The sequence below is a fragment of the Rhizobium sp. P38BS-XIX genome, from assembly GCF_012641435.1.
In the GTDB taxonomy this organism is placed as follows: Bacteria; Pseudomonadota; Alphaproteobacteria; order Rhizobiales; family Rhizobiaceae; genus Rhizobium.
The window spans coordinates 150,176-175,796 of the sequence record NZ_JABAIJ010000009.1 but is presented as its reverse complement, the minus strand read 5'-3'; the positions used below and the strand labels follow the sequence as shown (position 1 = coordinate 175,796).

21 protein-coding genes are annotated in these 25,621 nt (G+C 61.0%); 6 read left to right on the top strand and 15 right to left on the bottom strand.

Annotated features, from left to right (window positions below):
• Position 1: 1 nt before the first annotated feature.
• The gene (locus tag HGP17_RS26065; RefSeq protein ID WP_168813378.1) at positions 2-889 is read left to right on the top strand and encodes an SMP-30/gluconolactonase/LRE family protein; all 888 of its coding nucleotides are present in this window, start codon (positions 2-4) and stop codon (positions 887-889) included.
• A 303-nt stretch (positions 890-1,192) separates the two neighbouring features.
• Entirely contained in the window at positions 1,193-1,834 is a 642-nt protein-coding gene (locus HGP17_RS26060) for a PRC-barrel domain-containing protein (protein ID WP_168813377.1), read from the top strand.
• A 62-nt stretch (positions 1,835-1,896) separates the two neighbouring features.
• Here HGP17_RS26060 and HGP17_RS26055 read toward each other — a convergent pair whose 3' ends face one another.
• On the bottom strand, positions 1,897-3,252 hold the full coding sequence (locus tag HGP17_RS26055; protein ID WP_168813376.1) for an EAL domain-containing protein: 1,356 nt from the start codon (positions 3,250-3,252) through the stop codon (positions 1,897-1,899).
• A 126-nt stretch (positions 3,253-3,378) separates the two neighbouring features.
• Complete coding sequence (locus tag HGP17_RS26050; protein ID WP_168813375.1) at positions 3,379-5,100, bottom strand: response regulator; 1,722 nt, start codon at positions 5,098-5,100, stop codon at positions 3,379-3,381.
• Between the two features lie 345 nt (positions 5,101-5,445).
• Between HGP17_RS26050 and mutL the strand changes: the two genes are divergently transcribed.
• Both mutL and HGP17_RS26040 read left to right on the top strand, forming a co-directional pair.
• Positions 5,446-7,278: a DNA mismatch repair endonuclease MutL gene (gene mutL / locus HGP17_RS26045; protein ID WP_168813374.1), complete on the top strand. Its 1,833-nt coding sequence runs from the start codon at positions 5,446-5,448 to the stop codon at positions 7,276-7,278.
• A gap of 140 nt (positions 7,279-7,418) precedes the next feature.
• Positions 7,419-7,649, top strand: coding sequence for a DUF2093 domain-containing protein (locus tag HGP17_RS26040; RefSeq protein ID WP_168813373.1), 231 nt, complete (start codon positions 7,419-7,421; stop codon positions 7,647-7,649).
• A 28-nt stretch (positions 7,650-7,677) separates the two neighbouring features.
• Here the strand turns inward: HGP17_RS26040 and lpxK are convergent, their stop codons facing one another.
• From lpxK to HGP17_RS26010, 6 genes are all read right to left on the bottom strand, one after another.
• The gene (lpxK, locus tag HGP17_RS26035) at positions 7,678-8,727 is read right to left on the bottom strand and encodes a tetraacyldisaccharide 4'-kinase (protein ID WP_168813372.1); all 1,050 of its coding nucleotides are present in this window, start codon (positions 8,725-8,727) and stop codon (positions 7,678-7,680) included.
• 84 nt (positions 8,728-8,811) lie between these two features.
• Positions 8,812-9,543 (bottom strand): HAD family hydrolase, encoded by a 732-nt coding sequence (locus HGP17_RS26030; protein ID WP_168813371.1) that lies wholly within the window; start codon positions 9,541-9,543, stop codon positions 8,812-8,814.
• A 12-nt stretch (positions 9,544-9,555) separates the two neighbouring features.
• Entirely contained in the window at positions 9,556-10,875 is a 1,320-nt protein-coding gene (gene waaA / locus HGP17_RS26025) for a lipid IV(A) 3-deoxy-D-manno-octulosonic acid transferase (RefSeq protein ID WP_168813370.1), read from the bottom strand.
• Between the two features lie 178 nt (positions 10,876-11,053).
• On the bottom strand, positions 11,054-11,299 hold the full coding sequence (locus tag HGP17_RS26020; protein WP_168813369.1) for a DUF4170 domain-containing protein: 246 nt from the start codon (positions 11,297-11,299) through the stop codon (positions 11,054-11,056).
• Positions 11,300-11,360: 61 nt separating this feature from the next.
• Entirely contained in the window at positions 11,361-12,170 is an 810-nt protein-coding gene (locus tag HGP17_RS26015) for a 3'(2'),5'-bisphosphate nucleotidase CysQ (RefSeq protein WP_168813368.1), read from the bottom strand.
• Between the two features lie 28 nt (positions 12,171-12,198).
• Positions 12,199-13,551, bottom strand: coding sequence for a TldD/PmbA family protein (locus tag HGP17_RS26010; protein WP_168813367.1), 1,353 nt, complete (start codon positions 13,549-13,551; stop codon positions 12,199-12,201).
• Positions 13,552-13,701: 150 nt separating this feature from the next.
• Between HGP17_RS26010 and HGP17_RS26005 the strand changes: the two genes are divergently transcribed.
• Entirely contained in the window at positions 13,702-15,522 is a 1,821-nt protein-coding gene (locus HGP17_RS26005) for a monovalent cation:proton antiporter-2 (CPA2) family protein (RefSeq protein ID WP_168813366.1), read from the top strand.
• A 151-nt stretch (positions 15,523-15,673) separates the two neighbouring features.
• Here the strand turns inward: HGP17_RS26005 and HGP17_RS26000 are convergent, their stop codons facing one another.
• From HGP17_RS26000 to HGP17_RS25990, 3 genes are read right to left on the bottom strand one after another with little or no spacing between them, the layout of a single operon-like run.
• Positions 15,674-16,540: a patatin-like phospholipase family protein gene (locus HGP17_RS26000; RefSeq protein WP_168813365.1), complete on the bottom strand. Its 867-nt coding sequence runs from the start codon at positions 16,538-16,540 to the stop codon at positions 15,674-15,676.
• An 18-nt stretch (positions 16,541-16,558) separates the two neighbouring features.
• Entirely contained in the window at positions 16,559-17,125 is a 567-nt protein-coding gene (gene rsmD / locus HGP17_RS25995; protein WP_168813364.1) for a 16S rRNA (guanine(966)-N(2))-methyltransferase RsmD, read from the bottom strand.
• A gap of 6 nt (positions 17,126-17,131) precedes the next feature.
• The gene (locus HGP17_RS25990) at positions 17,132-19,204 is read right to left on the bottom strand and encodes a pseudouridine synthase (RefSeq protein ID WP_168813363.1); all 2,073 of its coding nucleotides are present in this window, start codon (positions 19,202-19,204) and stop codon (positions 17,132-17,134) included.
• A gap of 72 nt (positions 19,205-19,276) precedes the next feature.
• On the opposite strand from HGP17_RS25990, the gene HGP17_RS25985 reads away from it, so the two are divergent.
• Positions 19,277-19,735: a nucleoside deaminase gene (locus HGP17_RS25985; protein ID WP_168813362.1), complete on the top strand. Its 459-nt coding sequence runs from the start codon at positions 19,277-19,279 to the stop codon at positions 19,733-19,735.
• A gap of 130 nt (positions 19,736-19,865) precedes the next feature.
• Here the strand turns inward: HGP17_RS25985 and HGP17_RS25980 are convergent, their stop codons facing one another.
• From HGP17_RS25980 to HGP17_RS25965, 4 genes are all read right to left on the bottom strand, one after another.
• Positions 19,866-20,492 (bottom strand): hypothetical protein, encoded by a 627-nt coding sequence (locus tag HGP17_RS25980; RefSeq protein WP_168813361.1) that lies wholly within the window; start codon positions 20,490-20,492, stop codon positions 19,866-19,868.
• A gap of 134 nt (positions 20,493-20,626) precedes the next feature.
• Entirely contained in the window at positions 20,627-23,578 is a 2,952-nt protein-coding gene (gene ileS / locus HGP17_RS25975) for an isoleucine--tRNA ligase (RefSeq protein WP_168813444.1), read from the bottom strand.
• A gap of 296 nt (positions 23,579-23,874) precedes the next feature.
• Positions 23,875-25,350: a sodium:solute symporter family protein gene (locus HGP17_RS25970; RefSeq protein WP_168813360.1), complete on the bottom strand. Its 1,476-nt coding sequence runs from the start codon at positions 25,348-25,350 to the stop codon at positions 23,875-23,877.
• On the bottom strand, positions 25,340-25,537 hold the full coding sequence (locus HGP17_RS25965; RefSeq protein WP_168813359.1) for a DUF3311 domain-containing protein: 198 nt from the start codon (positions 25,535-25,537) through the stop codon (positions 25,340-25,342). The genes HGP17_RS25970 and HGP17_RS25965 overlap by 11 nt, the downstream gene beginning before the upstream one ends.
• Between the last annotated feature and the right edge of the window lie 84 nt (positions 25,538-25,621).

Sequence of the window (25,621 nt, the reverse complement as noted above, 5' to 3'; positions counted from 1 at the left end):
TGTGACCGATATTCATGATTTTCAGGGCAAGACACTCTGCGAGACCTCGTCTGTCCTGGGTGAGGGTCCAACGTATGACCCCGATACGGACACGGTCTGGTGGTTCAATATCCTTGGCAAGGAACTTCATGAGTTGCATTTGCCGACCGGCAAGAAGCAGGTTCACGAACTGCCGATGATGGCAAGCGTGCTGGCGCGCGTCGACGCGGAACGACAGATCATTGCGACCGAAGAAGGACTGTTTCTCCGCGATATCGCCAGCGGCGAACTCAGCTTTTATGCTGCGATCGAGGCCGACAAGCCGGAGAACCGCTCCAATGATGGCCGCACCCATATATCCGGCTCCCTGTGGATCGGCACGATGGGCAAGCGCGCCGAAATGCAGGCTGGCGCCATCTACCATGTCGCAGGCGGCAAGGTGACGAAGATCTTCGATCAGATCAGCATTCCGAACTCGATCTGCTTTTCTCCGGATGGAACGATCGGATATTTCACCGATACGCGCGTCAGTCAGTTGATGCGGGTTCTCGTCGATCCGGAAACCGGTCTTCCGGCGGGCGAGCCGATCGTCATGGTGGACAGCATGGAAGATCCTGGCGGCCTCGACGGTTCCGTGTGCGATGCCGACGGCTATATATGGAACGCACGATGGGGTTCCGGCTTTGTGGACAAGTATAGCCCGGATGGTCTGCGTATCGAACGCTACCGCGTGCCTGCCATGCAGCCCTCGTGCCCAGCCTTCATTGGTAAAAACGCTGATCGGCTGGCTGTTACTACGGCCTGGGAAGGCCTGGACGACGAAGCACGCTCCATGCAGCCCCAAGCAGGCGCTCTTCTGGAGCTGGGCCCGACCGTACGAGGCGTTTTCGATCCACCGTACAAGCTTTGATTGCGGCTTGCCCTTGCCATCAACAGGGCGAACAGCGCATTCAGACAATCTGGGCGGTGCATGCTGGCAAGCGTGCGCCGCCCAAAGTTTATCATGACCAACCCTTTGATTTTCAGCGGAATTACTGCGACTTTCAGTATAGGCCAGCCTATCTGCCGCAACTTTTGACGGAACCAATAACCTCCTGAGCCATTAGCCTTACAACCGGTACGGATGGCGGTTGATGCGCAACCGACCACACGTGGTACTGGTATGCATGTGTTTCAAATAGCCATGCCCATCAGAATGAAAGGTAGGTTCACGATGACTGGGAAACTTTTCACTTCCGTGGCTGCAGGCGCAATCTTTGCCACTGCATCCGTTCTTTCGCCGATGGCTTTCGCTCAAGCGCAGCAGCCATCGAATGGCGGCACCGGCGGCGGCAATGCCCCCTTGACGCAATCGGCTCCGGCAGCAACGCCCGATGCCACCAAGCCAGACGCGGCGGCGCCGCAGACCAAGGCCGAAGCACCGGCTCCGGCAACAGGCACGGAGCAGGCCGGCACCTATCTGACCCAGCAGTCGGCTGATCAGATCAGCGCCAAGACCTATATGGGCCAATCGGTCTATAACGGTCAGAATGAAAGCATCGGCAGCATCAACGACCTGATCCTGCAGAAGCAGGGCGGTGTGGTCGCAGCGGTTGTCGGTGTAGGCGGCTTCCTTGGCATGGGCCAGAAGAACGTCGCTGTTCCGTTTGACAAGATCAGTGCCACCCAGAACGCACAGGATGGTACGATCAAGTTGACGACGACGGAAACGGCGGATTCGCTGAAGGCCGCTCCGGAGTTCAAGACGCTCCAGATGCAGGCCTCGGAAAAGGCCGCTAGCACGGCTGGTGCAGGCACGTCATCGACCATGCCGGCGACAGACAATACGACGACATCGTCGACCACCAACAAGTAAATTGGATGGTCAGACGAAACAAAGAGCGGCGGTCCGAAAGGGCCGCCGCTTTCACTTTGGGCTCAGGCGATTTCGCGCTCGTGGGTATATTCCAGATAATGCGCCTGCAGATATCGAAGCGTGGTAGCGGCGTCTGCGGGCTTGCCGAAATAGTAGCCCTGCCCCATGGCGCAGCCGAGCGCGCGAAGCTTGGCCGCTTCCGCATGTTCCTCGATGCCTTCGGCAACCACGCGTAGCTCCAGCCCCTCGCACATGGCAAGAACGGCCTTGATGATATGTTCGGAAGCGCGATCCGAATTCATCCTCGACACGAAGGCACGATCGATCTTCACCTTGTCGAAGTTGAATTCACGCAAGCGGCCAAGGCTTGACTGGCCGGTGCCGAAATCGTCGAGCGAAATTCGAACGCCGGCTGAACGCAGGTCGGAAATGATGCGGTGAGCCGTATCGGCCGAACTCATGACGGCGGTTTCAGTGATTTCGAGTTCCAGGCGATGCGGGTCGAGACCGACGCGCGCGAGAATGGCAAGCACGCTGCTGCTGGTGCCCGGGTCCATGAGCTGCGCCGAAGACAGATTGAAGGACAGGAAGACGTCGCGCGGCCAGGATAGCGCGGCTTCCGCAGCCTTGCGCAGAAGCGCTTCCGACAGGGCGTCGATGAATCCGCGCTCTTCGGCCAGCGGCACGAAAACGGCAGGCGACACAAAGCCGAGATCCGCATCGTTCCAGCGCGCCAGCGCCTCGAAACCGAGGACCATGTTGTTGGCGAGCGAGACGATCGGCTGAAAATGCACGTCGATGGCATCGGAGATGATGGCATTTCGCAGCGCCTGCTCAAGCTGCGTCGCCCGCTTCATCTCCTGGGCGATCTCCTTGGAATAAACGGTGATCTGGCCGCGGCCGCGACGCTTGGAACGATAGAGCGCCGTATCGGCGTTCTTCAGCAGATCGTCGAACTGGTCGCCGGCGAAGGGATGAATGGCAAAGCCGAAGGAAGCGGACAGTCTGACATTGCGGTCGCCGAGGTCATAGGGAGCGGACAACACCTCCCGAATCATCTGGCCGAATTTTTCCGCGCCGACACGCTCGAAAACGAGCGGCAGGACGAAGGCGAATTCGTCGCCGTCATGGCGGGTCACCGTCGCGCCATCGGGAATGCAGGCCCTCAAACGGTGCGCCACCTGACACAGGATTTCGTCACCCGCCTCGACACCGAACAGATCGTTGATCGGCTTGAAAGAGTCCAGATTGACGATACCGATGGTAAAAGGAGCCGGATCGCTGGCGCGCTCGAGCGAAAGTGAGCGCGTGCGTTCGCGCATTCGATGGCGATTGCCCAATCCCGTCAGCGGATCAGTGTAAGCAATCGTCTGTGATTCCTGACTGACTGGCCCCAGCAGCATTTCAGCCGATTTCATATTCGGTCCTGATGTTTCTCCACCCTTGGAAAAAGCATGACGGCGAAGTCTTAAAAAAGGATGGCGAGACGACAACCATTCGACGCATACGATAATTTGGCGTGGTGCGCGATCTCATTGGAAAAACTATCTATTTTGCGCTTTTCGCGCGGTACGCATGTATTTCTGGAAGACGGTCTCGATGATATCGGGGCTGACCGGCTTCAGGATCACATCGTCCATGCCTGCCTCCGCACATTCCTTGCGATCGCGCTCGAAAGCCTGCGTCAGAACGCCAACGATCGGCGTATGCATGCCGCTGCCCTTTTCAGTGCCACGGATCAGTCTTGCCGCCTCAAATCCATTCAGACCCGGCAGGGAAATATCCATCAGGATCAGGTCCGGTTGATGCTCCTGCCAAAGCCGTACAGCCTCGTCGCCGCTGGCCGCGATGACATGACTGTAGCCGAGCCCATCCAGGATCTGCGCAAAGACGATCTGGTTGATGGCGTTATCTTCGGCAACCAGGATCTGCGCGCGACGGCCATCCCCATCGCCGCGACCCCAATCCTGCGCAACCGGTTCGATCCCATCGCCAATCCCGTCGCGAATATTGCGATTGAAGTGGCGGGCGATAACGAAGGTCAGTTCGCTGGCGAGTTGCGAGCCATCGAGAGAGAGGGCGGCAACATTCTGGCGCTCGGCAAGCTCGATGCCGCGTTTACCGAGCTGGTTGTCGACGATCACCAGATCGATCTTGACGCCATGTGCGCTTGCGACGTCGAGAAAGGCCGCTTCCTCGTTTTCATCGTGCACGACACAGGCCTCGAAGCCATATTTGCCAAGTGTCTTCAACGCAGCCGTCTCGGCGGCGAAATCCGGTGTCACGACCAGGATCTTGCGGCCGTTGAAGTTCTCGGGAACGAAAGTTTCCATAGCGACGGGACGCCGTGAAATCGTCTGCAGGGCAACCATCGGAACATAGGCGCGGCGATAGGAGCGATCGCTATTTTCCTTGATGTTCGATGCCAGTGCGAACTCGTCGAAATCGCTGCCCTCCTTGGGCAGATCCTGCATGGTGCCGATGACGAAATAACGCCCGGGCTTACCGATGCGCTGCTTTCGCGTGACGATGTCGCGCTCGACGCCATCGCGCGAGATCTGGCGCTGGCGCGAGATCGACATTTCCCCGGTCTCGACGACATGCCGGTCGCTCTCTTCGAAGCGATGGGCAAGGTCGGTGGAGAAAAGATCGATACTCTTGCGGCCGCGAACCTCGTCGGGAGCCGTCTGATATTTCTCGCAGAACGCGCGGTTGACCGCCACATAGATCATGTTCTGATCTTTGACGAAGAGCGGAAACGGCAGGTTGTCGAGAATATCCTCGGTCAACTGCACGCGCTCCATGTCGATACGCCACTGCTCTTCACGTTTCTTGACTTCGGACACGTCGGAGAGAATGCACAGACCAATGCCGGACGGCAGCCGCCGCTTGATGATGCGAACCCAGCGATCATCGGCGAAGTGCTCGGTCATCTCGAAGCGCTCGCGCCAGTGCGAGGCGATGCGCTGCGAAATCCAGTCATCGCGATTGCCGGATGCCTTGCCCTGATACTGCATGCCAGCATCGAAGACAGCGCCCAGGAAATCGCGCAGCCGCGTCGGCGGCTGCAGGAACTCCGGCTGAACGGGGAAGAAATTCAGAACCTGCCGGCTGGCGAACAGCAGCTGATCGTTTTTGTCGTAAGCGAAGAATGCGCTGGAGAGACCATCACAGAACGCGTCGAAGACCATGGCCTGCAGATTGCCACCGGAAGCCAATTCTTCCGCCATCATTGCCAAAGCTGCCTTCTCGGTCCCGGCAGTCATTCGTTCTGTTCCTACACTCAACCCGTTTCACAGCATGAATAATCGACAGGGCGATGTTCGCTCTGCTAGGCAAATTTATGAAAATATCATGCTGGCCTGGGCACTTGAAACAGATGGAACCTGGCTCATGAATATTGATGGCCACCAACCTGCCATCCAGAGCCCTCAGCGTGCACGAGGCGCGCCACCTGCAGTCATTTCAAGTTCTTCTTCCGCAACCTGTCATCATTCCCTTAAACATTGATTAAATTTCTTAACAAAGCCCCGAAACGGAAACGGGTGGATGACGAACCGCGGATTGCCTTTGCTCTTCACACACCGCTGCGAATCCACGAGAATGACGCCATGGCCATCAAGCAACTCTCCGAAACCCTGATCAACCAGATCGCCGCGGGCGAAGTCATCGAGCGCCCGGCAAGCGCCGCCAAGGAATTGATCGAGAATGCGCTGGATGCCGGCGCGACGCGGATCGAAATCGCCACGGCTGGCGGCGGCAAGGCGCTGCTGCGCGTGACGGACAATGGCTCCGGCATGGAAGAGGTCGATTTGGAGCTTGCGGTCAGGCGCCATTGCACTTCGAAGATTTCGGACACGCTGGACGATATCCGCACGCTGGGCTTCCGTGGCGAAGCCCTGCCCTCCATCGGTTCCGTCGCCAAATTGTCGATCGCGAGCCGCAGGGCGGGCGCGGCGGGCGGAGCGGAGATTGCGGTGGCGGGCGGCAAGGTCTTGCATCTGCGCCCGACCGCGGCCAATCCCGGCACGATCGTCGAGGTGCGCGACCTCTTCTTCGCGACGCCCGCACGCCTCAAATTCCTCAAGACGGAGAAGGCAGAGGCGGCGGCTATCACTGAAATCGTCAAGCGCATGGCGATCGCTTTTCCGCGCGTCCGCTTCGTGCTGTCGGGAAGCGACCGCTCGACGCTGGAACTTCCCGCGACGGGTGACGATCATCTCGCCCGGATGGCGCAAATCCTCGGCAGCGAATTCAAGGACAATGCCATTGCGCTCGACGCGGTGCGCGAGGATGTGAGCCTGACCGGCTTTGCCGGTGTTCCGACCTTCAATCGCGGCAACTCCGCCCATCAATATGCCTTCGTCAACGGACGGCCGGTGCAGGACAAGCTGATCCTGTCCGCCATTCGCGGCGCCTATGCCGAAACCATTCCTTCCGGCCGCTACCCTGTGGCCGTCCTGTCCTTGAGACTTGATCCGGCGCTGGTGGACGTCAACGTGCATCCGGCAAAGTCGGATGTGCGGTTCCGCGATCCCGGCCTCGTGCGAGGCCTGATCGTCGGCGCGGTTCGTGAGGCGCTGGCGCGCGAGGGCGACCGCGCAGCGACGACAGGTGGGGATGGCATGTTGCGCGCTTTCAGCGCCGGACGCTCCGGTTTCCAGCCCGGCTGGCGGCCGTCGCCGGCACCGACCCCATGGACGCGCGAAACGTCGCCATCGCGACCTTTCGAGCCCGCAGCGGTAACGGGGGCCGCCTATGGGTTTGCCGAAAAGCCACAAGCTGCCTTCGATGGGCTCACAATGCCGACGGCGCGCGCGGACGTACCACTGAATGAACCCAAACAGGCCGAAGAACCTTCCCGCTTTCCGCTGGGGGCCGCCCGCGCGCAGCTGCACGAGAATTACATCGTCGCCCAGACGGATAGCGGCCTCGTGATCGTCGACCAGCACGCCGCGCATGAACGGCTGGTCTTCGAAGCGATGCGCAAGGCACTGCACTCGAAGCGCTTGTCCTCCCAAGTGCTGCTCATCCCTGAAATCGTCGATCTGCCGGAAGAAGATTGCGACCGGTTGATGGCGTTTGCCGACCAACTCGGCGAACTCGGCCTTGCCATCGAGCGCTTTGGCCCCGGCGCGATCGCCGTTCGAGAAACACCGGCGATGCTCGGTGAAGTCGATGCGCAAGGGCTGATCCGGCAGTTGGCCGACGAGGTTGCGGAATGGGATACGGCCTCGGGGCTTAACGCCAAGCTCGAATATGTTGCCGCGACCATGGCCTGCCACGGCTCCGTGCGCTCAGGGCGACGCTTGCGGCCCGAGGAGATGAATGCGCTTCTTCGCCAGATGGAGGCGACGCCGGGATCGGGCCAGTGCAATCATGGCCGGCCGACCTACATAGAACTGAAGCTCTCGGATATCGAACGGCTGTTCGGCCGCAGCTGAAACGGCTGTTTTGGTCCCGATTTGCAGGATCTATGCCCGTCGGACGAGAAACGGTGCCACACTTTTCCCGGAAATGCTCTGGAAAAGTCTTGGTCGGCGCTGTATGGCAAACAGGTGACAGAGATGAAGGACGGCATCAGATGAATCTTTTCGAAGGACATGGAAACCGCGAGGCGAAAATTCGCTATCTCGACGGTGATTTCCAGATCCTGATGCCGGGTTCGTATGTCGTTTGCGCCATGACCGGCAAGCACATCGCGCTCGACGAACTGCGCTACTGGAGCGTCGCCCGACAGGAGCCATATGCCGATGTCATGACATCGCTCAAGGCGGAAAAGCGCGCCGGCGCCCTCCCCAACCAGAAGCGCTGATCCTTTCAGCGACAGTCGAGTTCAGTCTTCAGGCGTTTTTGCCATCACGCTTTTCCCGCAAGCGACGCTCGCGGGCTGTCGCAATCGCCCTGTCGATGATCAGTTCCGGTGCGCGCGGATCATCGAAGACCATATCGATATCGATCACCCGGCAGCGCCGAAGCAATTCCTCGGCGCGACCATGATGGCCGATGAGGCGCACATAGTCCTTCGAGGTCGTGACGATCTCCAGGTTCTCGCGCGTTGCGATATCGAGGATATCCGCGACCTCATCCTCGCCCGGATGCTCATGATCCCCGAAGCTACGGGCGACTGCGATGTTTGCCCCAAGCGCCTCGACAGTGCGAAAGAACTTGCTGGGGTCGGCGATACCGGCAAAGGCAAGCACGCTGCGGCCGCGCAAGTCTTCCTGCCCGCGCACCCGAACGCTTGCGCTGAAGAAGGGCTTTCCGGCCCTTGCCGCAAGACGGACGACGCGATCGGCGGCAGTTCCCTCCCCCACCTTCAAAAGGCCGGACGCAAAGAGAAGTTGGGTGCGCAGCGGTGCCCGCACCGGGCCGCCGGGAACGAGATGGCCATTGCCGATGCCCCTGCCCGCATCGATGACAACAAGGGCGTAGTCGATGGCAAGATGCGCGCTCTGGAAACCATCATCCATGATGATGAGATCCGCACCTTCGCGCACCAGCCGCTCGGCACCCTCAGCGCGACGACGGGCAATGACGGTCAACGCCTCACGCGCCAGCAACAGCGGCTCGTCGCCGACGGCGGTGGCATGATGATGCGTGGGATCGACGACCGTGGTCACATCCAGCGAGCCGCCGTAGCCACGGCTCAGAAATCCCGGCGTCAGACCCTTGGCCTTTGCGCTCTGGGCAAGCGCAAGCGCGGTCGGCGTCTTGCCGGCACCGCCAACGGTGAAATTGCCGACGCATATGACCGGCACCGGCACGGAGGCGCGGCGGCCGTTGACCATGCGGCGTCCGGCAATGCGGCCGTATAGGAATGAAAAGGGCGAGAGTCCCCAGGCACGCCAATCCGGTTTTCGCCACCAGAAAGGTGGGGCTTCCGACACCATATCCCTAATACCGCCCTATCCTTGCGCCCTCGACAAGGCGGCAAGAAAGGCCAGATTGCGTGAAAAAGCAAGTCTTTGCCAAGATCAAGCCGACTGGGCGACCGGCACGAGCAGGCTCTCCAGCTCGGTGATATCGTTGAGGCAGTAGTCGGATGCGGCGGTCAGCGTCTCGCGCGAACCGGTCCCCGTCAGGACGCCGACCGTCAAACCGACGCCGGCATTGCGGCCCATATGGAGATCGTGATTGTTGTCGCCGACGACGGCGACCTGGGCAGGCGAAAGACCTGTGGCGGCATAAAAGCCGAGCACCATACCCGGCTCCGGCTTGGTGCCGAAGCCGCTATCGTAGCCGGCGATATAATCGAGATAGTCGATGAAACCGAAACGGCGTGCGGTCTGGCGGATGGAGCGCTCGTTGTCGCTCGAGGCAACGCCGAGCTTGTACCCGCGCGCATGAAGCCGACCGAAGAAGGCGGCAAGATCGGTCACCGGCGAGGAAAAGTCGGCCGCATGTGCGAAGAGCGCATCGAGCTTTTCCACCAGCTCGGACACATCCACTTTCGAACCGGCCGCCACCAGCCCCTCGGAAATCTGACGGGTATTGCCGGCAGCCAGTAGGCTATCGGGCACGATATGGCCGGTGATAGGGTCCATGCCGCAGGACGACAACAAGTGATCCGCGAGGATCGGGTCATCCTGTGCCGCAATCCTGGCAAGCTCACGATTGACGGGCAGCCAGCTCTGGTCATAGTCGAGCAGCGTGCCATCCTTGTCGAACAGAATGCCTGCAATCGCTCCCAGCTTGACCGCCGTCATGCTCTTCCCTTCTTAACCGTTCGCCGTTGTCTTCGGCATCAGCCGCGCCTTCACTGACAGCGGATTGATGTAGGGCTCAAGCCCTTTCACGGTTGCCGCCAGTGCTCCACGCATTTCATGCACGGCAACGAAGCCGGCGTCGATCATGCTGCGACGCGCGGTGTCGTTGGTCAGCAGATAATGCACGCCGCGCGCCAGCATCTCCGTGTCACGCACCATGCGGGCGCTGCCTCGGCGGGCAAGAACCTGATAGGCATCGCGGAAATTCTGCACATGGCCGCCGGTCAGGATCGCGCAACCGAGCATGGCCGGCTCCAGCGGATTCTGGCCGCCTTCGTTGAACAGCGATTTGCCCATGAAGGCGATCTCGGTCATGCGCAGGTAGAGACCCATTTCGCCGATCGTATCGCCGAGAAAGACATCGATGTCCGGCGACAGGACGTCGTTGCGCGACCGGCGCGCTACTTTCAGCCCCTGCTCGACGAGCATTGCCTCGATCGCATCACAGCGCTCGGGATGGCGCGGCACCATGATCGTAAGCTGGTTATTGTGCTCCTTGAGCATGGTGTGAACGGAGGCTGCAGCGCTCTCTTCACCCTCGAACGTCGAGGCCGCCGCCCAGGTCTTGCGATCGCCGATCTGCTTCAGGTAGCCGGCAAGCGTCGGCGCGTCATAGGATGGCGCGTCGGTATCCACCTTGAGATTGCCTGATTTCAGGACCTGCACGGCGCGCAGATCACGGAAGCGCTCCGCATCGAGATCGGACTGGGCAACGACCAGGGCAAGATTTTCGAACAGGGCCTCGGCAAGAGCGGGATGCTTGCTCCAGCGGGCATAGGAGCGATCCGACATGCGCGCGTTGACGAGGATCTGCGGGATGCGCCGGCGGCCAAGCTCCGTGATGGTCGTGGGCCAGATCTCGGATTCGGCGAAGATCGCGCAGTCGGGCTGCCAATAGTCGAGGAAGCGGCGAATGGCGGGTCTCAGGTCGAGAGGCACATATTGATGAATGACCTCGTCGCCCAGGCGCTCGTTCGCAACCTTGGCCGAAGTCATGGTGCCCGTCGTCAGGATGACGTGGATGTCGCGGCGGCGGATCTCGCGGATCAGCGGAATGATTGCCGATGTCTCGCCAACGCTTGCCGCGTGAAACCAGATCAGCGGTCCCTGTGGGCGGTTGGCGCTCGCATAGCCGGAACGCTCCAGCTTGCGCGCGCCGTCTTCCTTGCCCTTCGCCGCACGGACCGAAAGATACGGCCCGATAAACGGATAGACAGCGATGCCGCCGAAACGATAGGCGCTCAAGGCAAGACGCGCCCTGAGGCTGCTCATCTCGATCGACTCCTATCCCAACTGAACATCATCGATACCAAATCCCGATTATCAAACGGCCGCATAGACGGCCGATTTTTCGTTCTTATTGTGTCAAAGATACCGCTTCGTCGTCGGAATTAAAGCGATAACGCCTCTCCAGACGAAATATCAAATGCAAAGTTTGGTATCAGGCGGCTCAAGACGCCGCTTTTTCCTGCGGGTCGAGCAGGCGATGCAGGTGGACGATGAAATAACGCATGTGGGCGTTGTCAACGGTCTGCTGTGCCTTGGACTTCCATGCCGTCAATGCGCTCGCATAATCGGGATACATGCCGACGATATCGAGTTCGTTGAGATTGCGGAATTGAACCTCTTCGAGGTTTTCCAATTCACCACCGAAGACCAGGTGCAGGAGCTGCTTTTTGCCGCTTGTATTCGTCATTTTCGTCTCTTTCTACTGTCGTCTCCCTCCGCCCTTCATCTGCGGGATTTTGACCGAAAGGTCAACCGTCTCGTCGGTTCGATAACTGGCGGAGAAACTCGGGCAACTGCGCCGCCGATGCGCCGCAAAGCTCGTCATGGGAAACTTCGGCGCGGTTGTAGCGCAGGGCATTCCCGGAAAGGTCCACGAGCGCACCGCCGGCACGCTCCAGGATGAGATCGGCGGCCGCCAGATCCCAGTCATGGGAGTTGCGCTTGACGATGGTCCCCTCGAGCCGTCCGTCCGCCACCATCGCGAGCCGATAGGCAAGCGAGGGAACATGCTTCACGCGCTCGACCGTCTTGCGGAAATCCGGATCGAAGCCCTTGATCATGTCCTCGCCGGTCGCCAGTCGATTGACGTCGTCGGCGAGCCTGCTGGAAACGCTGATCGGCTTGCCGTTCTTCAACGCCTGCCCGCCGGCCGTCGCAACGAACAGCTCATCGAGCGCCGGCGCATAGAGAACGCCCGCAACAGGCCGCCCGTGGGTGACAACGGCAACGCTAACGCACCACAGATCCAGTCCGGCGATAAAGCCTCTCGTGCCATCGATCGGATCGACAACGAATACCGTCGAATGGTTCAGCCGCTCGGCATCATCATCCGTTTCCTCGGAGAGCCAGCCATATTCCGGACGGGCCGCGCGCAACGTGGCGGCAAGGCTTTCGTTGGCGGCAAAATCCGCGGCGCTGACGGGAGACTGACCGTTGTTCTTCCACCACACTTCAGGCGACTGACGGAAGAAACCGAGAGCGATCTTGCCCGCCGCGAGCGCGGCCTCGACAATCAGGTCCACATCGCTCGGCCGGCCGGCCTTCTGGCTATCGCTCATTCACACAATTCCAATCTCTGCTTGCTCCTCAACGTCCGGCGAGCGTCATACCCTCGATGGCCAGCGTTGGGGCGGCGACGCCGAAATCGCGATCGATATCGTTTGCCGGCGTTACGCGCATGAACATGTCTTTCAGGTTTGAGGCGATGGTCACCTCCGACACGGCAAAGGTCAGTTCGCCGTTCTCGATCCAGAAGCCGGTGGCACCGCGACTATACTCGCCGGTGATCATGTTGACGCCCTGGCCGATCAACTCGGTAACATAAAAGCCCGTGCCGACGCTCCGGATCAACTCTTCCGGCGAGATGTCGCCGGGCTCCAGCGCCAGATTGGTGGATGCAGGCGATACGGACGTCCCGCCGCGCACGCCACGACCATTGGTCTTCAAGCCGCCGCCGATTTCCCGGGCCGTCGCCGTCGACAGAAACCAGGATTGCAACACACCGTCCTCGATCATGACGAGCCGCTTGCCTGAGACACCTTCGCCATCAAAGGGGCGTGACGACGGCCCGCGCACGATCAACGGATCATCCGTGATCGAAAGCCCGGCCTTCAGAACCTGCTGACCCATCTTGTCGCGCAGGAAGCTGGTCTTACGGGCAACCGAAGCGCCGTTGATCGCGCCGGCAATATGGCCGACGAAGCCGCGGGCAACGCGCGGATCGAAAACGACGGTGACATTCTTGCCTGTCGGAACCTGGCGCGGATTGAGCCGCTTGATTACACGTTCACCGGCGCGGCGGCCAATGTCTTCGGCGGCATCGAGATCGGCGAAGTAGAGGCGGCTGTCGAAATCATAGTCGCGCTCCATGCCGGTGCCTTCGCCGGCGATGACGCTGACGGAGCGGCCGAAGCGCGAGCCTTTATAGTGGCCGGCAAACCCGTGCGACGTGACGAGCACCAAACCGCCCATGCCGGCCGAAGCGCCGGCGCCGGAAGAATTGGTGACGCCGGGAACGGCGAGTGCTGCCGCTTCCGTCGCAAGCGCTGCCTCGCGCAGCTGCTCGGAGGAAACCTCGGTCGGATCGAACAGTTCGAGATCGGGATAGCTCTTGGCGATATCCGCGTCATCGGCGAGCCATGCAAAAGGATCTTCGGGCGAAACTTTGGCCATGGCAACCGCACGCTCGGCAAGCGCGCTCAGATCGAAGCCGGGATTGGCCGAAACGCTGGCAACACGGTTGCCGACGAAGACCCTGAGAGAAAAATCGCCGCTCTCGGCGGACTCTGTGCCCTCGACCTTGCCGAGACGCACGCTGACGGAATTGGCTCGCGATCGGACCACGACAGCATCGGCCGCATCCGCACCGGCTTTCCGGGCGAGGTCGATCAACTGGCTGGCACGGGAAAGCAGAGTGGCGGAATCGATTTCTGAGGTCATGACTTGGCCTTTCCTTCGCGTTCCATTTATTGTGCACTACATAAAGCATCAAGGGCGGCAAAGCCGATTCTTGTTCTAATCCCTTCACGCATGGTTGTTTATGATGGCCATGCGCCGCAACACCGCCTGCCCCACGGAAAGAAACAGACGATGTCCGCCCCCAATAGCCTCTTCACGGAAACTCTCATGCTGCTCGGAGGCGCCGTCGTCACGGCGCCGATTTTCAAGAAACTCGGGCTGGGCACAGTGCTCGGCTATCTGGCAGCGGGCGTCGTGATCGGTCCTGTTCTCCATGGCATCGGCGACAGCGAAGCCGTGCTTGCCGTGGCGGAGCTGGGCGTCGTCTTCCTGTTGTTCATCATCGGCCTCGAATTGAAGCCCTCACGCCTGTGGCAGATGCGGCGCGACATTTTCGGCCTCGGATCCGCTCAGGTGATCCTGAGTGGACTTGCCCTGATGCTTGCCGCCTATCTCGGCGGGATTGCCGGATGGAAAGGCAGCATCATCATCGGCTTCGGCCTGGCGCTCTCCTCCACCGCCTTTGCCATGCAGATCCTGGAGCAACAGGGCGACGTCAACACGAAGTACGGGCAGCGCTCGTTCTCGATGCTGCTTCTGCAGGATCTCGCCATCGTGCCGCTTTTAGCGCTCATCACCGTTCTCGACGGACCGAAGGAAACGACCAATCCGCTTCCGGATCTTGCCATCGCCATCGGCGCGGTAGCGGGAATGGTCATCGCCGGCCGTTATCTGCTGACACCACTGTTTCAGGTGATCGCCCGCACGGGCGCGCGCGAAGCGATGATCGCGGCGGCTCTCTTCGTCGTCATGGGATCGGCGACGCTGATGCAGCTGGCCGGCCTCTCGATGGCGATGGGCGCGTTTCTTTCCGGCGTGATGCTGGCGGAATCCTCCTATCGTCACGAGCTGGAGGCGGATATCGAGCCCTTCCGCGGTGTATTGCTCGCTATCTTCTTCATCGCCGTCGGTCTGTCGCTCAAGCTGGATGTCATCCTCGACAACTGGGTTACAATCCTTCTGGCGGTGCCGGTCGTCATGATCATCAAGGCGGTCGTGATCTACGCGCTCTGCCGTGTGGCTGGTTCCGCGCATAACGATGCAGTGCGCATCGCCGGGCTTCTGCCGCAGGGCGGTGAATTCGGCTTCGTGCTGTTCAGCGCGGCCAGCGCCAGCGGCGGTCTATTCTCGGCCAATACCGCATCGATGCTGATCGCCATCGTCACGCTGACAATGGCGTTGACGCCGCTGACCGCAGCGCTGTCCAAGCGGCTGTTGAAGGGCGATGCACACGAGGAACTGGACGAGGATTTCGAGGGCGCCGGCTCCGATGTCCTGATGATCGGCTTCTCGCGTTTCGGCCAGATCGCAGCGCAGATCCTACTTGCCAGCGGCCGCGACGTCACCGTTATCGACTTTTCCGCCGACCGTATCCGCCAGGCATCGAGTTTTGGCTTCCGCATCTACTTCGGCGACGGCACACGCAAGGACGTGCTGCGCTCTGCAGGCATCGATCGCGCCAAGATCGTCGTCGTGAGCACGCATCAGCGAGATATCACCGACAAGATCGTCGAACTCGTGCAGACGGATTATCCGCATGCCCGTATCTTCGTGCGCTCCTACGACCGTGTGCATTCGATCGATCTGCGCCAGAAGGGTGTCGATTACGAGCTGCGAGAAACACTCGAATCCGGTCTTCTCTTCGGCCGCCGCACGCTGGAAGCGCTTGGCGTCAGCGAGGCGGAAGCCTACGAGATCGGCGAGGATATTCGCAAGCGCGACGAGCAAAGACTGGTCCTGCAGGTCAGCGAAGGCCTGCAAGCCGGCCGCGACATGCTCTATTCGCGCCCCGTGAAGCCGGAGCCGCTGGTCAAACCCAAGCGTCCAACCGACACCTACAGCGACGCCGACGATCTCGTGGCGCTGCCGCAAGAGGAGCCGGAGCGGGTCTAGGCGTATCAGTGTCTAAGGAAATGTCGCGGCATCCGGCTTCGCCGATGCCTAGAGCGGTTCAGCTTTTCACGGAATCCCCGAACCGCTCTATCTCTTTGTTTTCGTACAATTCCGGACGGAAAACCGCTGCGCACTTTTCCTTGGAATTGCTCTAGTTCTTCGCTGTCATAACGCGGTCGAGCGCGAATTTGAGCTCGTCCTTGATACCCGCCGACATGGCGAGGATATCGCGCGCCTTCAGGAAATCGAGGACGCCTGTGCGCCCAACTTTCGGGCGCAGGAAAATTTGCGGCGCCTGCAGCCGCAGCTTCAAGGCGATGTTGGACTGCATGGTCAGCTGGCCGGCACCGAAAAGGCTTTCGATCCGGTTCGGAACATGGCGGCCGTCACCCTCCGGACCGCCGACGACATCGATGCCGATGATGATGTCGGCAAGTCCGGCGAGATGTTCGTACGGGACGGGGTTCATGATGCCACCGTCAATCATCACGTGCTCGCCAAGCCTCACCGGCATGAACACGGCGGGAATGGCAGCGGAAGCCGCAAGCACCGGGAAGAGCTCACCCTTCTCGATCACGACCTCGGCCTGCTTGTAGTAATCGGTGGCAACCACCTTCAGCGGTATATGCAGTTCCGAAAAGCTCTCCGGAAAAGCAGTCGGCAGGAAGGTGCGCAGAATGCGCTCGAGATTGAACTGGCCGAAACGGATGCTGCGCATGTTGACCGGGCGCAGGCTCCAGATCTTGTTGAGCACGGCCGGACGGTTGCCCACAGTTGCCAGCGTATGCTCGCGGATTTCGGCACCACTCATGCCAACGGCCATAGCCGCACCCATGATGGAACCGATGGACGCACCGGCAATGGCGACCGGGCGAATGCCAAGCTCGTCAAGCGCTTCGATGATGTGAATATGGGCGAGGCCGCGGGCGCCGCCGCAACCGAAGGCGACGGCAACAGTCGGCGTGCTGGAGGCAGCGAGTGTATAGTCGCTGCCGACGAAATCAGCGTAGTCGCCCATATCCTTCTCCTGCCACTGTCAGGCCGCCTGCGGCTGATAACGGAAGAAATGCATCTTGCTGTCGCCGAAGGTGCGCTCTTCCAGAAACAGGAAGTCCGATGGTGCGGCGACGGTGACATCGGCTCGCTCTTCGAGGATGGCCAAAGCACCCGGCACCAGCCATCCGCCGGCCGCTGCCGCTGCGAAGGACTTTTCGCCCTGACCCTTGCCATAGGGCGGGTCCGCAAAGAGAAAATCGAAAGGCTCCAGATTGCCGACACTGCCGAGATCGGTCGCGTCACGTCGCAGCATACGCGTGCGGCCATGCAGCCCCAACGCATCGATATTTTCCCAGAGAAGGCCCCTGCCCTCGACACTGCTCTCAACAAAAAGCACGTGGCGGCAGCCGCGCGATGCGGCTTCCAGCCCCACCGCGCCCGTGCCGGCAAAGACGTCCATCATTCGCGTTCCGTCGATGGCTTCCGGATAGGCATGGCTCAGGATGTTGAACAGGCTTTCGCGCGTGCGATCCGCCGTCGGACGAATATCGTTCGACTTCGGCGTTGCAAGCGAGCGACCGCGAAACTCTCCGCCGACGATCCTCACCCCGCGTTAACCCCTGCCGCCCTTGGGACCGCCCCTACCAGGGCCGCCACGACCGGGACCACCGCGGCCCGGACCACCGGACGGACGACCGGCACCGCCTGGCTTCCCGCCAAACCCACGCGAGCCACCAGGCTTTCCGCCCGGCTTGCCGCCAAAGGATTTGCCGCCGCCGGGCTTCTTGCCGAAGGGCTTTCCAGCCGGCCGATCGCCCTGCGGACGGTCGCCGAACGGACGATCACCGCGCGGAGGACGATCACCAAACGGGCGGTCGCCACGAGGACGTTCGGAACGCTGCTCGCCATCGAAAGATCTTGCACGCGGACGCTCTTCACCCTCGGCGCGGGGTCGACGATCGTCGCGAGGACGGTCGCTGAAGGGCCTGTCACCACGGGGCTTATCGCCATAGGAACGCTCACCGCGAGGCTTGTCGCCAAACGGACGGTCGCCACGGGGAGGACGATCCCCAAACGGACGTTCACCACGCGGGCGCTCCGAGCGAGCCTCACCCTGGAAGGATTTTGCGCGGGGGCGCTCACCACCCTCCGGCCGAGAACCACGTTCGCCACGGGGACGATCGCTGAACGGTCGCTCGCCACGGGGCTTATCGCCATAGGAACGCTCACCGCGAGGCTTGTCGCCAAAGGGTCGGTCGCCGCGCGAAGGACGATCGCCAAATGGGCGATCACCACGCGAGCGATCACCACCTGGGCGGTCGGAGCGCTTGCGGTCAAAACCTTCGTCATCGCCACGAGAGCGGCGCGGCGCCTCTTCGCTTGAACGAATCCACTCGCCATCCGCCTCATCGACACGATTGACGCGAACGCGCGGACCTTCATCCGGGCGATCGAAACCGCTGCGCTGCGGCCGCTCAGGCTCGCCACGCCTGACCGCCGTCTTCGCATTTTTCGCCGCTTTCGCAGCGGCCTTTTCGCCGAGCGGGCGGGCACCGGGCGCCATCCAGACATTCGCGCTGCGACGTGGGCCAACTGGCTGATGCTTCGGCCGATCCTCATCCTTACGGCCACCCTCGCGACGATCGTCGCGCTTGGTGTCGAGACGGCTCAAAGCGCGCTCGCGCTTGTCTTCGGGACGGAGACGCTCGCGCTTCGGGCGCTCTTCCTTGGCAGCGGCTGTCCGCGCCGGCTTTGCATCGTCCTCTTCGCCCTCGGCAACTGCCGGAGCATTGTAAAGCGGTGCGTCGAAATTCGCCTTGGCGTCCTCAACGAGACGCGGGCCAAGCTGATCGCGAAGCGTGCGGCCGCGCACTTCGAGCACGCGTCCTTCCGGCAGTTCACCAAGCTGGAACGGGCCGTAGGAAATGCGGATCAGACGGTTGACCTCGAGGCCGAGCGCGCCGAGCACGTTCTTGATTTCGCGGTTCTTGCCTTCGCGCAGACCCATGGTGATCCAGACGTTGGACCCTTGCGTGCGATCCAGCGTCGCATCGATCGAACCATAGAGCACGCCGTCAACGGCAATGCCTTCCTTCAGCTTGTCGAGTGCTTCCTGATCGATATCGCCATGGGCGCGCACGCGGTAGCGGCGCAGCCAACCCGTGGTCGGCAATTCCAGAACGCGGGCAAGACCGCCATCGTTGGTCAGCAGCAGCAGGCCTTCGGTGTTGATATCGAGACGACCGATCGACATGACGCGCGGCAGCTCTTCCGGCAGATTGTCGAAGACGGTCGGACGTCCCTCGGGATCGGCATTGGTGGTCACAAGGCCAGCAGGCTTGTGGTAGAGCCACAAGCGCGTGCGCTCGATGCCGCGGATCGGCATGCCATCGACTTCGATCTTGTCCGAAAGGGTCACGTTGACGACGGGCGTATCGAGAAGCACGCCATTCAGCGTAACGCGGCCATCCAAGATCATTCGCTCGATGTCACGGCGAGATGCCACGCCGGCGCGCGCCATAACCTTGGAAATGCGCTCGGCCTTTCCATCGGCAACTGTGGTTTCATCGCCGGCGCGCGCGGCCGCGTTCTTTGGCGGCTTTGCGCCGCTCTCGCGCTTCATCGTCTTCTTGTCGCCAGCAAAGGGTTTCGGCCCAGGCCGCTTGGGCTTGTCATTCATTGTCATTTGTTGTTTGCCTGAATTTTTAAGGCGTGTTCCTATCAGGTCACGCCCTCGCAGTTAAGTGGAAAATCTTGAATGGCGGTTACAAATCAATTCATGGAGCTGGCGCTGGCCGAAGCCCGCAGCGCCGGCGAGCGCGGTGAAGTGCCGATCGGTGCCGTTCTCGTGCTCGACAACAGGGTCATTGCCAAGGCAGGCAACCGCACCCGGGAACTGAACGACGTGACCGCCCATGCCGAAATCGTCGCCATCCGCCTGGCCTGCGAGGAGCTTGGACAGGAACGTCTGACAGGCGCCGATCTCTACGTAACGCTCGAGCCCTGCACCATGTGTGCGGCAGCGATTTCATTTGCCCGTATCCGCCGTCTTTACTACGGAGCCGAAGATACCAAGGGTGGCGGCGTCGACAACGGCGTGCGCTTTTACCATCAATCGACCTGCCATCACGCGCCGGAGGTCTATTCAGGTATCGGGGAAACGGTATCTGCCGACATCCTCAGAGGCTTCTTTCAACCGAAACGCTCCGAGGACTGAAGCTTACGGACTAAAGCGCCCCCATGTCGTTAGACACGCGAGCGCCCGAATAGGTTGAGGCTTTGGATAATTTCCTCTCGGATCGATCCCGACCCGAGCTTCATACCGCAGGCTGCTGTGGCGCGACCCCTTACTGGAAGGGCTTCCACCAGCTGCTATTGTTGGTCTGCTGCGCGGCTTCCGCATCCTTCTTGCGCTGCTTTTCCTTCTTCGACTCCGGCGTGCCGAGGTCGTTAAGTGCGGATGGATCGGATACCTGGCGATATTGCTGCGGCGGATCGATCAGGTAGCGGCGCTGATCGTAGGTACCGGCCTGATCCTGACGGGCGGCACGATAGGCAGCAGTCTGCTGCGCTTCAGTCATGCGGTTTCTGCTGCTGTCGGCCTGGGCAAGCGGCGAACGATAGTTGACGTCGTTCTTTTTCTCGTCGGCTTCGCTCGCAAGACGCTTGCGGGCATCTTCAGGCGATTCCAGCCAAGCCGGGTTGTCCTTGCTGGCCAGCGACTGCTGCGGCGCAGTCAAGGTCTGCTTGTCGCCACCAACCACCAGGCCAGGGCGGTTCGGATACTTCACGCCCTTTTCCTTCGGCGTTGCGGCCGAAACGGAAGCGATATCGCCAAGGTCGTCCAAAAGCTGCACGCCAGCCGTCTTGTCGGTGCCGTAAGTCGGGCTGCTCAGGCAACCGGACATCGCGCCGCAGCCAATCACAAGTGCCGCCAAGCTGACGCCGACACGAACGCTATGCATCGCTCTCATGAATACCCTTCCCAGCCATGCCGGAACAAACTTAACAGGACCCCATTCAACGGCAACTGCCGTAAAAATCAGGCCAATTTCAGGCAGCTTTTACCGGATGAACGCCGCAAAGGCAATTCACCCGGCAATTTTCTTCAGTTGACAGTCGCGAGTTCGCGAAGCGCTGCTGCGTCCCGCGCGGAGACGTCAGGATATTCCGGATCGGAGCCGACGTCGGTGGTGATACGCCAGGAACGGGCGCATTTGCGGCCCTCCGCAAGGCTCGGCACAACGCTGACCTTGGCGCCATCGTCAAGGCGGAACGCATCTCCCGGGCCTTCGCCGCCCTCGATGCTGATGCCCGAGGTGATGCAGATTTCGGAGAAGTCCTGCCCTTCGAGCACCTTCAGTAGCTCCGGATCGGCGATATAGACGACCGGGGCAGCCTCAAGCGAGGAGCCGATGCGCTTGTCCTTGCGCTCGATTTCCAGCGCGCCGGTGACGACGCTACGCACGGCGCGAATCTTCTTCCACTTCTCGGCCAGCGCCTCGTTCTTCCATTCGGCGGCAATGGTGACGAACTGTTCGAGATGAACCGATACCGCCGACGGATTGCGCGACAGCCACGCTTCTTCCGTCGTGAAGGGCAGCATCGGCGCCAGCCACGTCACCATGCAGTCGAAGATCGTGCGGATGACAGCGAGCGACGCGCGACGGCGCAGGCTCGACGGCGCATCGCAGTAAAGCGCATCCTTGCGGACATCGAAGTAGAAGGCCGACAGCTCGACATTGGCGAAATCGATCAGGGCGCGTGCGATGCGCTTGAAATCGAAGGCGTCGTAGCTTTCGCGCACCAACTCGTCGAGTTCGGCGAGACGGTGCAGCATTAGCCGCTCCAGCTCCGGCATGTCGGCATAGGCGATCACCTCGCCCTTGTCGTGTGCCAGCGTGCCAAGCATCCAGCGGATGGTGTTGCGCAGCTTGCGATAGGCATCGACATTGGTCTGGATGATGGCCTTGCCGAGGCGCTGGTCTTCCCAATAGTCCGTGGTCATGACCCAGAGACGCAGGATATCGGCGCCGGCGTCCTTCATCACGTCCTGCGGGGCAACGACGTTGCCGAGCGACTTCGACTGCTTGCGGCCCTGCTCGTCCATGGTGAAACCATGCGTGACGACCGTATCGTACGGCGCGCGGCCACGGGTCGCCGCACTTTCGAGCAGCGACGAGTGGAACCAGCCGCGATGCTGGTCCGAGCCTTCGAGATAGACGTCGGCCGGCCATTTCAGATCTGGGCGGTCCTCCAGCGTGAAGGAGTGGGTCGAACCGGAATCAAACCACACGTCGAGGATATCCATGACCTGCGTCCAGGCCTCATTGGCCTTTTCGCCGAGGAAGCGCTCGCGAGCACCTTCTGCAAACCAGGCATCGGCGCCTTCCTGCTCGAAAGCCTCGACAATGCGGGCGTTGACGCTATCGTCCTGCAGGATGTTGCCCTGCTCGTCGACGAAGATGCAGATCGGCACGCCCCAGGCGCGCTGACGCGACAAAACCCAATCCGGGCGCTGCTCGATCATGGCGCGCAGGCGGTTCTGGCCGGCAGCCGGCACGAAGCGGGTATCGTCGATCGCCTTCAGTGCGCGAGACCGCAGCGTCGAACCATCCGCGAAGTCCTTGTCCATATACACGAACCATTGCGGCGTGTTGCGGAAGATCACCGGCTTCTTCGAGCGCCAGGAATGCGGATAGGAATGCTTCAGCCTGCCGCGCGCGAAGAGCGTGTTCGTCTCGATCAGGGCCTTGATAACGAGATCGTTGGCATTGCCCTTCTTGCCGTTGTCGTCCATGACGCGGCCACCTTCGAAGCCGGGGGCATCGGCGGTGTAGAAGCCTGCATCATCGACCGGGAAAGGAATGGTCGACGAGATGCCGCGCGCCTCGACGGCGCGTGCATGGGACATCCAGGCGTCAAAGTCCTCGCGACCATGGCTCGGTGCGGTATGCACAAAGCCCGTACCGGCATCGTCGGTGACATGATCGCCATCGAGCAGCGGCACCTTGAAGTCATAACCGAGCGAGGCGAGCGGGTGCGCGCAGGTGATACGGGCGAGCACGCCCGCTGGGACGTCACCCAAGCGTCTGTACTGTAGCTTTGCCTTGGCGAAAGATTCTTCCGCGAGCTTGTCGGCAAAAATAAGCTTCTCGCCAGGGCGCGGGCCGAAATCATTGGCGGCTTCTGTTACCTCGTAGAGACCATAGGCAACGCGTGAAGAGAAGGCGATCGCGCGGTTGCCAGGAATCGTCCACGGCGTTGTTGTCCAGATTACAACTGACGCGCTTTCAAGTGCCCTGCGCATGTCCTCGGCGCCATCAAATGCGGCGTCCATTGACTTGTAACTTGAGTTTGGACTTTGTGCCAGTTCAGCGTCAATCACCGGGAACTTCACCCAAATCATGTCGCTCTCGACATCGGCATATTCGACTTCGGCTTCGGCGAGCGCCGTGCGTTCGACCACAGACCACATGACCGGCTTGGAGCCACGGTAAAGCTGACCCGTGCGGGCGATCTTCAGAAGTTCGCCGGCGATGCGGGATTCCGCATGGAAATTCATGGTCAGATAGGGATTGTCGAAATCGCCCGTGATGCCGAGGCGCTTGAACTCCTCGGACTGGATCTTGATCCAGCCGGCGGCAAAGTCGCGGCATTCCTGGCGAAACTCGTTCACCGGAACCTCGTCCTTGTTCTTGCCCTTCTCGCGATACTTCTCTTCGATCTTCCATTCGATCGGCAGGCCGTGGCAATCCCAGCCGGGAACGTAGTTGCTGTCATAGCCGCGCATCTGGAACGAGCGGGTGATGACGTCCTTGAGGATCTTATTCAGTGCGTGGCCGATATGGATGTGGCCGTTGGCATAGGGAGGGCCGTCATGCAGGACAAATTTCTCGCGGCCGGCGGCGGAGGCGCGCAGCTTCTTGTAAAGGCTCATCTCCTCCCAACGCTTTACCAGCTCCGGCTCTTTCTGCGGCAGGCCGGCGCGCATCGGAAACTCGGTTTCCGGCAGGTAAAGGGTCTTGGAGTAATCCATCTTTTCAGCGGTATCGGTCATAGTCCTGACAATTGCCTCGGTGTCTCGGGCGTCTTGCGCCTTAGCTGGCGCAGCCATGTGGGGATTTTCGGCGGCGGAAAGCGTCCTGGGAGCGGACGCCAAGAACCCGGACCTTCCGGCAGCTCAAAGCGCGCGGAAGGCCGGGCCAATAATTCGTATCGAGAGGCTCAGCCGAAATTGGGTCATGATCGCCGGTTCATAGGCGTTTTTTCCAAGGAAAGGAAGAGGAAACAACGCGGGCGATCCATAGAAAGGCCGCGGACGTTTCCGCCCGCGGCCGATAGTCATTCCTGGTGTCAGGCCCGTGCTGCTTCGCGCGCCGGCATCACCGCACTGAGAACAACCGACACAAGGATATTTGCCGCGAGAGCCAATATGCCGGTGTAGACCGTGAAGCTTGCATCCCCGAGGGGAACCAGATGCAAAGGCTTCCAGCCGGCATCCCAAACGAGATAGGTGCCGCCGAAGAAGCCGACGACCCAACCGGCAAGTAGAGCCGGTGCGCGGAACCACTTGGTGTAGAGGCCGAAGACCAGAGCCGGCAGTGTCTGCAGGATCCAGATGCCGCCCAAAAGCTGCAGGTCGAGAGCGAACTGCGTCGGCAGGAAAATGATGACCAGCAACGCGCCGACCTTGACGACCAGCGACGTCATCTTGGCCACCTTCGCCTCGCCGGCATCGGAGACCTGCGGATCGATGTAGGCTTTCCAGAAGTTGCGGGTAAAGAGATTGGCGGCGCCAATGCTCATCACGGCCGCCGGCACGAGTGCGCCGATCGCAATCGCCGCAAAGGCAAAGCCCGCAAACCAGCTCGAGAACAGGGTCTGGAACAGCGCCGGAACGACATCGTTCGGGCTGTCCAGCTTCAGCTGTGCGGCATGGCCCATATAGCCAAGCAGCGCCAGCAGCCCCAGCAACAGCGTATAGGCCGGCAGCAGCACCGCGTTCTTGCGGATGGTGTTGCCGCTATTGGAGGCGAAAATGCCGGTCAACGTATGCGGATACATGAAGGCGGCCAGCGCGGAGCCGAGCGCGAGCGTGGCATAGGCGACGTACTGATTACCGGCGAGCAGCAGGCTGCCTGCCCCCTTGGCCTTGAAATCCGCGTCGGCGGCAGCGAAGACATTGGCGTAGCCGCCAAGCTTTGCCGGAATGAGCGCAATCGCTGCAATCACCACGATATAGATCATGATGTCCTTGACGAAAGCGATCAGCGCCGGAGCGCGAAGACCGGCCGAATAGGTATAGAGCGCCAGGATGATGAAGGCGACGGCAAGCGGCAGTTCGCCATGGAGCCCGAGAGCCTTGAACACCGCCGTCATGCCGACGAGCTGCAGGGCGATGTAGGGCATGGTCGCGATGACGCCGGTGAGCGCGACCGCCAGTTCGAGCGCACGCGAACCGTATTGGCCATGCACGACGTCACCGGCCGTGACGTATCCATGGTCCTTGGCGCGCCGCCACAGAAGCGGCATGACCATGAAGACGAAAGGATAGACGACGATCGTATAGGGCAGTGCAAAGAAGCCATAGGCGCCGACGGTGTAGACCAGGGCCGGGACTGCAATCACGGTATAGGCGGTGTAGAAGTCACCGCCGACAAGGAACCACGTAATCCAGGTGCCGAAGGTACGGCCACCAAGGCCCCATTCGTCGATATGGGCCAGGGTCTTCGGCCTGCGCCAGCGCGCGGCGACAAAGCCCATGACGGTCACCAGCGCGAGGAAGAAGATGAAGACGGCAAGTGCGGTCGTATCGGTATCAGTCATCATCGCGCATGCTCCGGTAAGCAATCCACGTCAGGATGGCGGTAATCGGCACCCAGGCCAGCTGATACCAATAGAAGAAGGGAAATCCGAGCAGAACCGGATCGTGGCCGTTATAGAAGGGGACCCATAGCAAGCCGATATAAGGGATGACGAGCAGCCAGCAGGCCGCCGTCCCGAAACGTTTGTCCATTTCGTGCGCCTTTCGGAAAATGGGCGCGGCGACTCGCACCCGGCATTGCGACAATTGCAGCATCTTTCCACCCGCTCAAGGCAA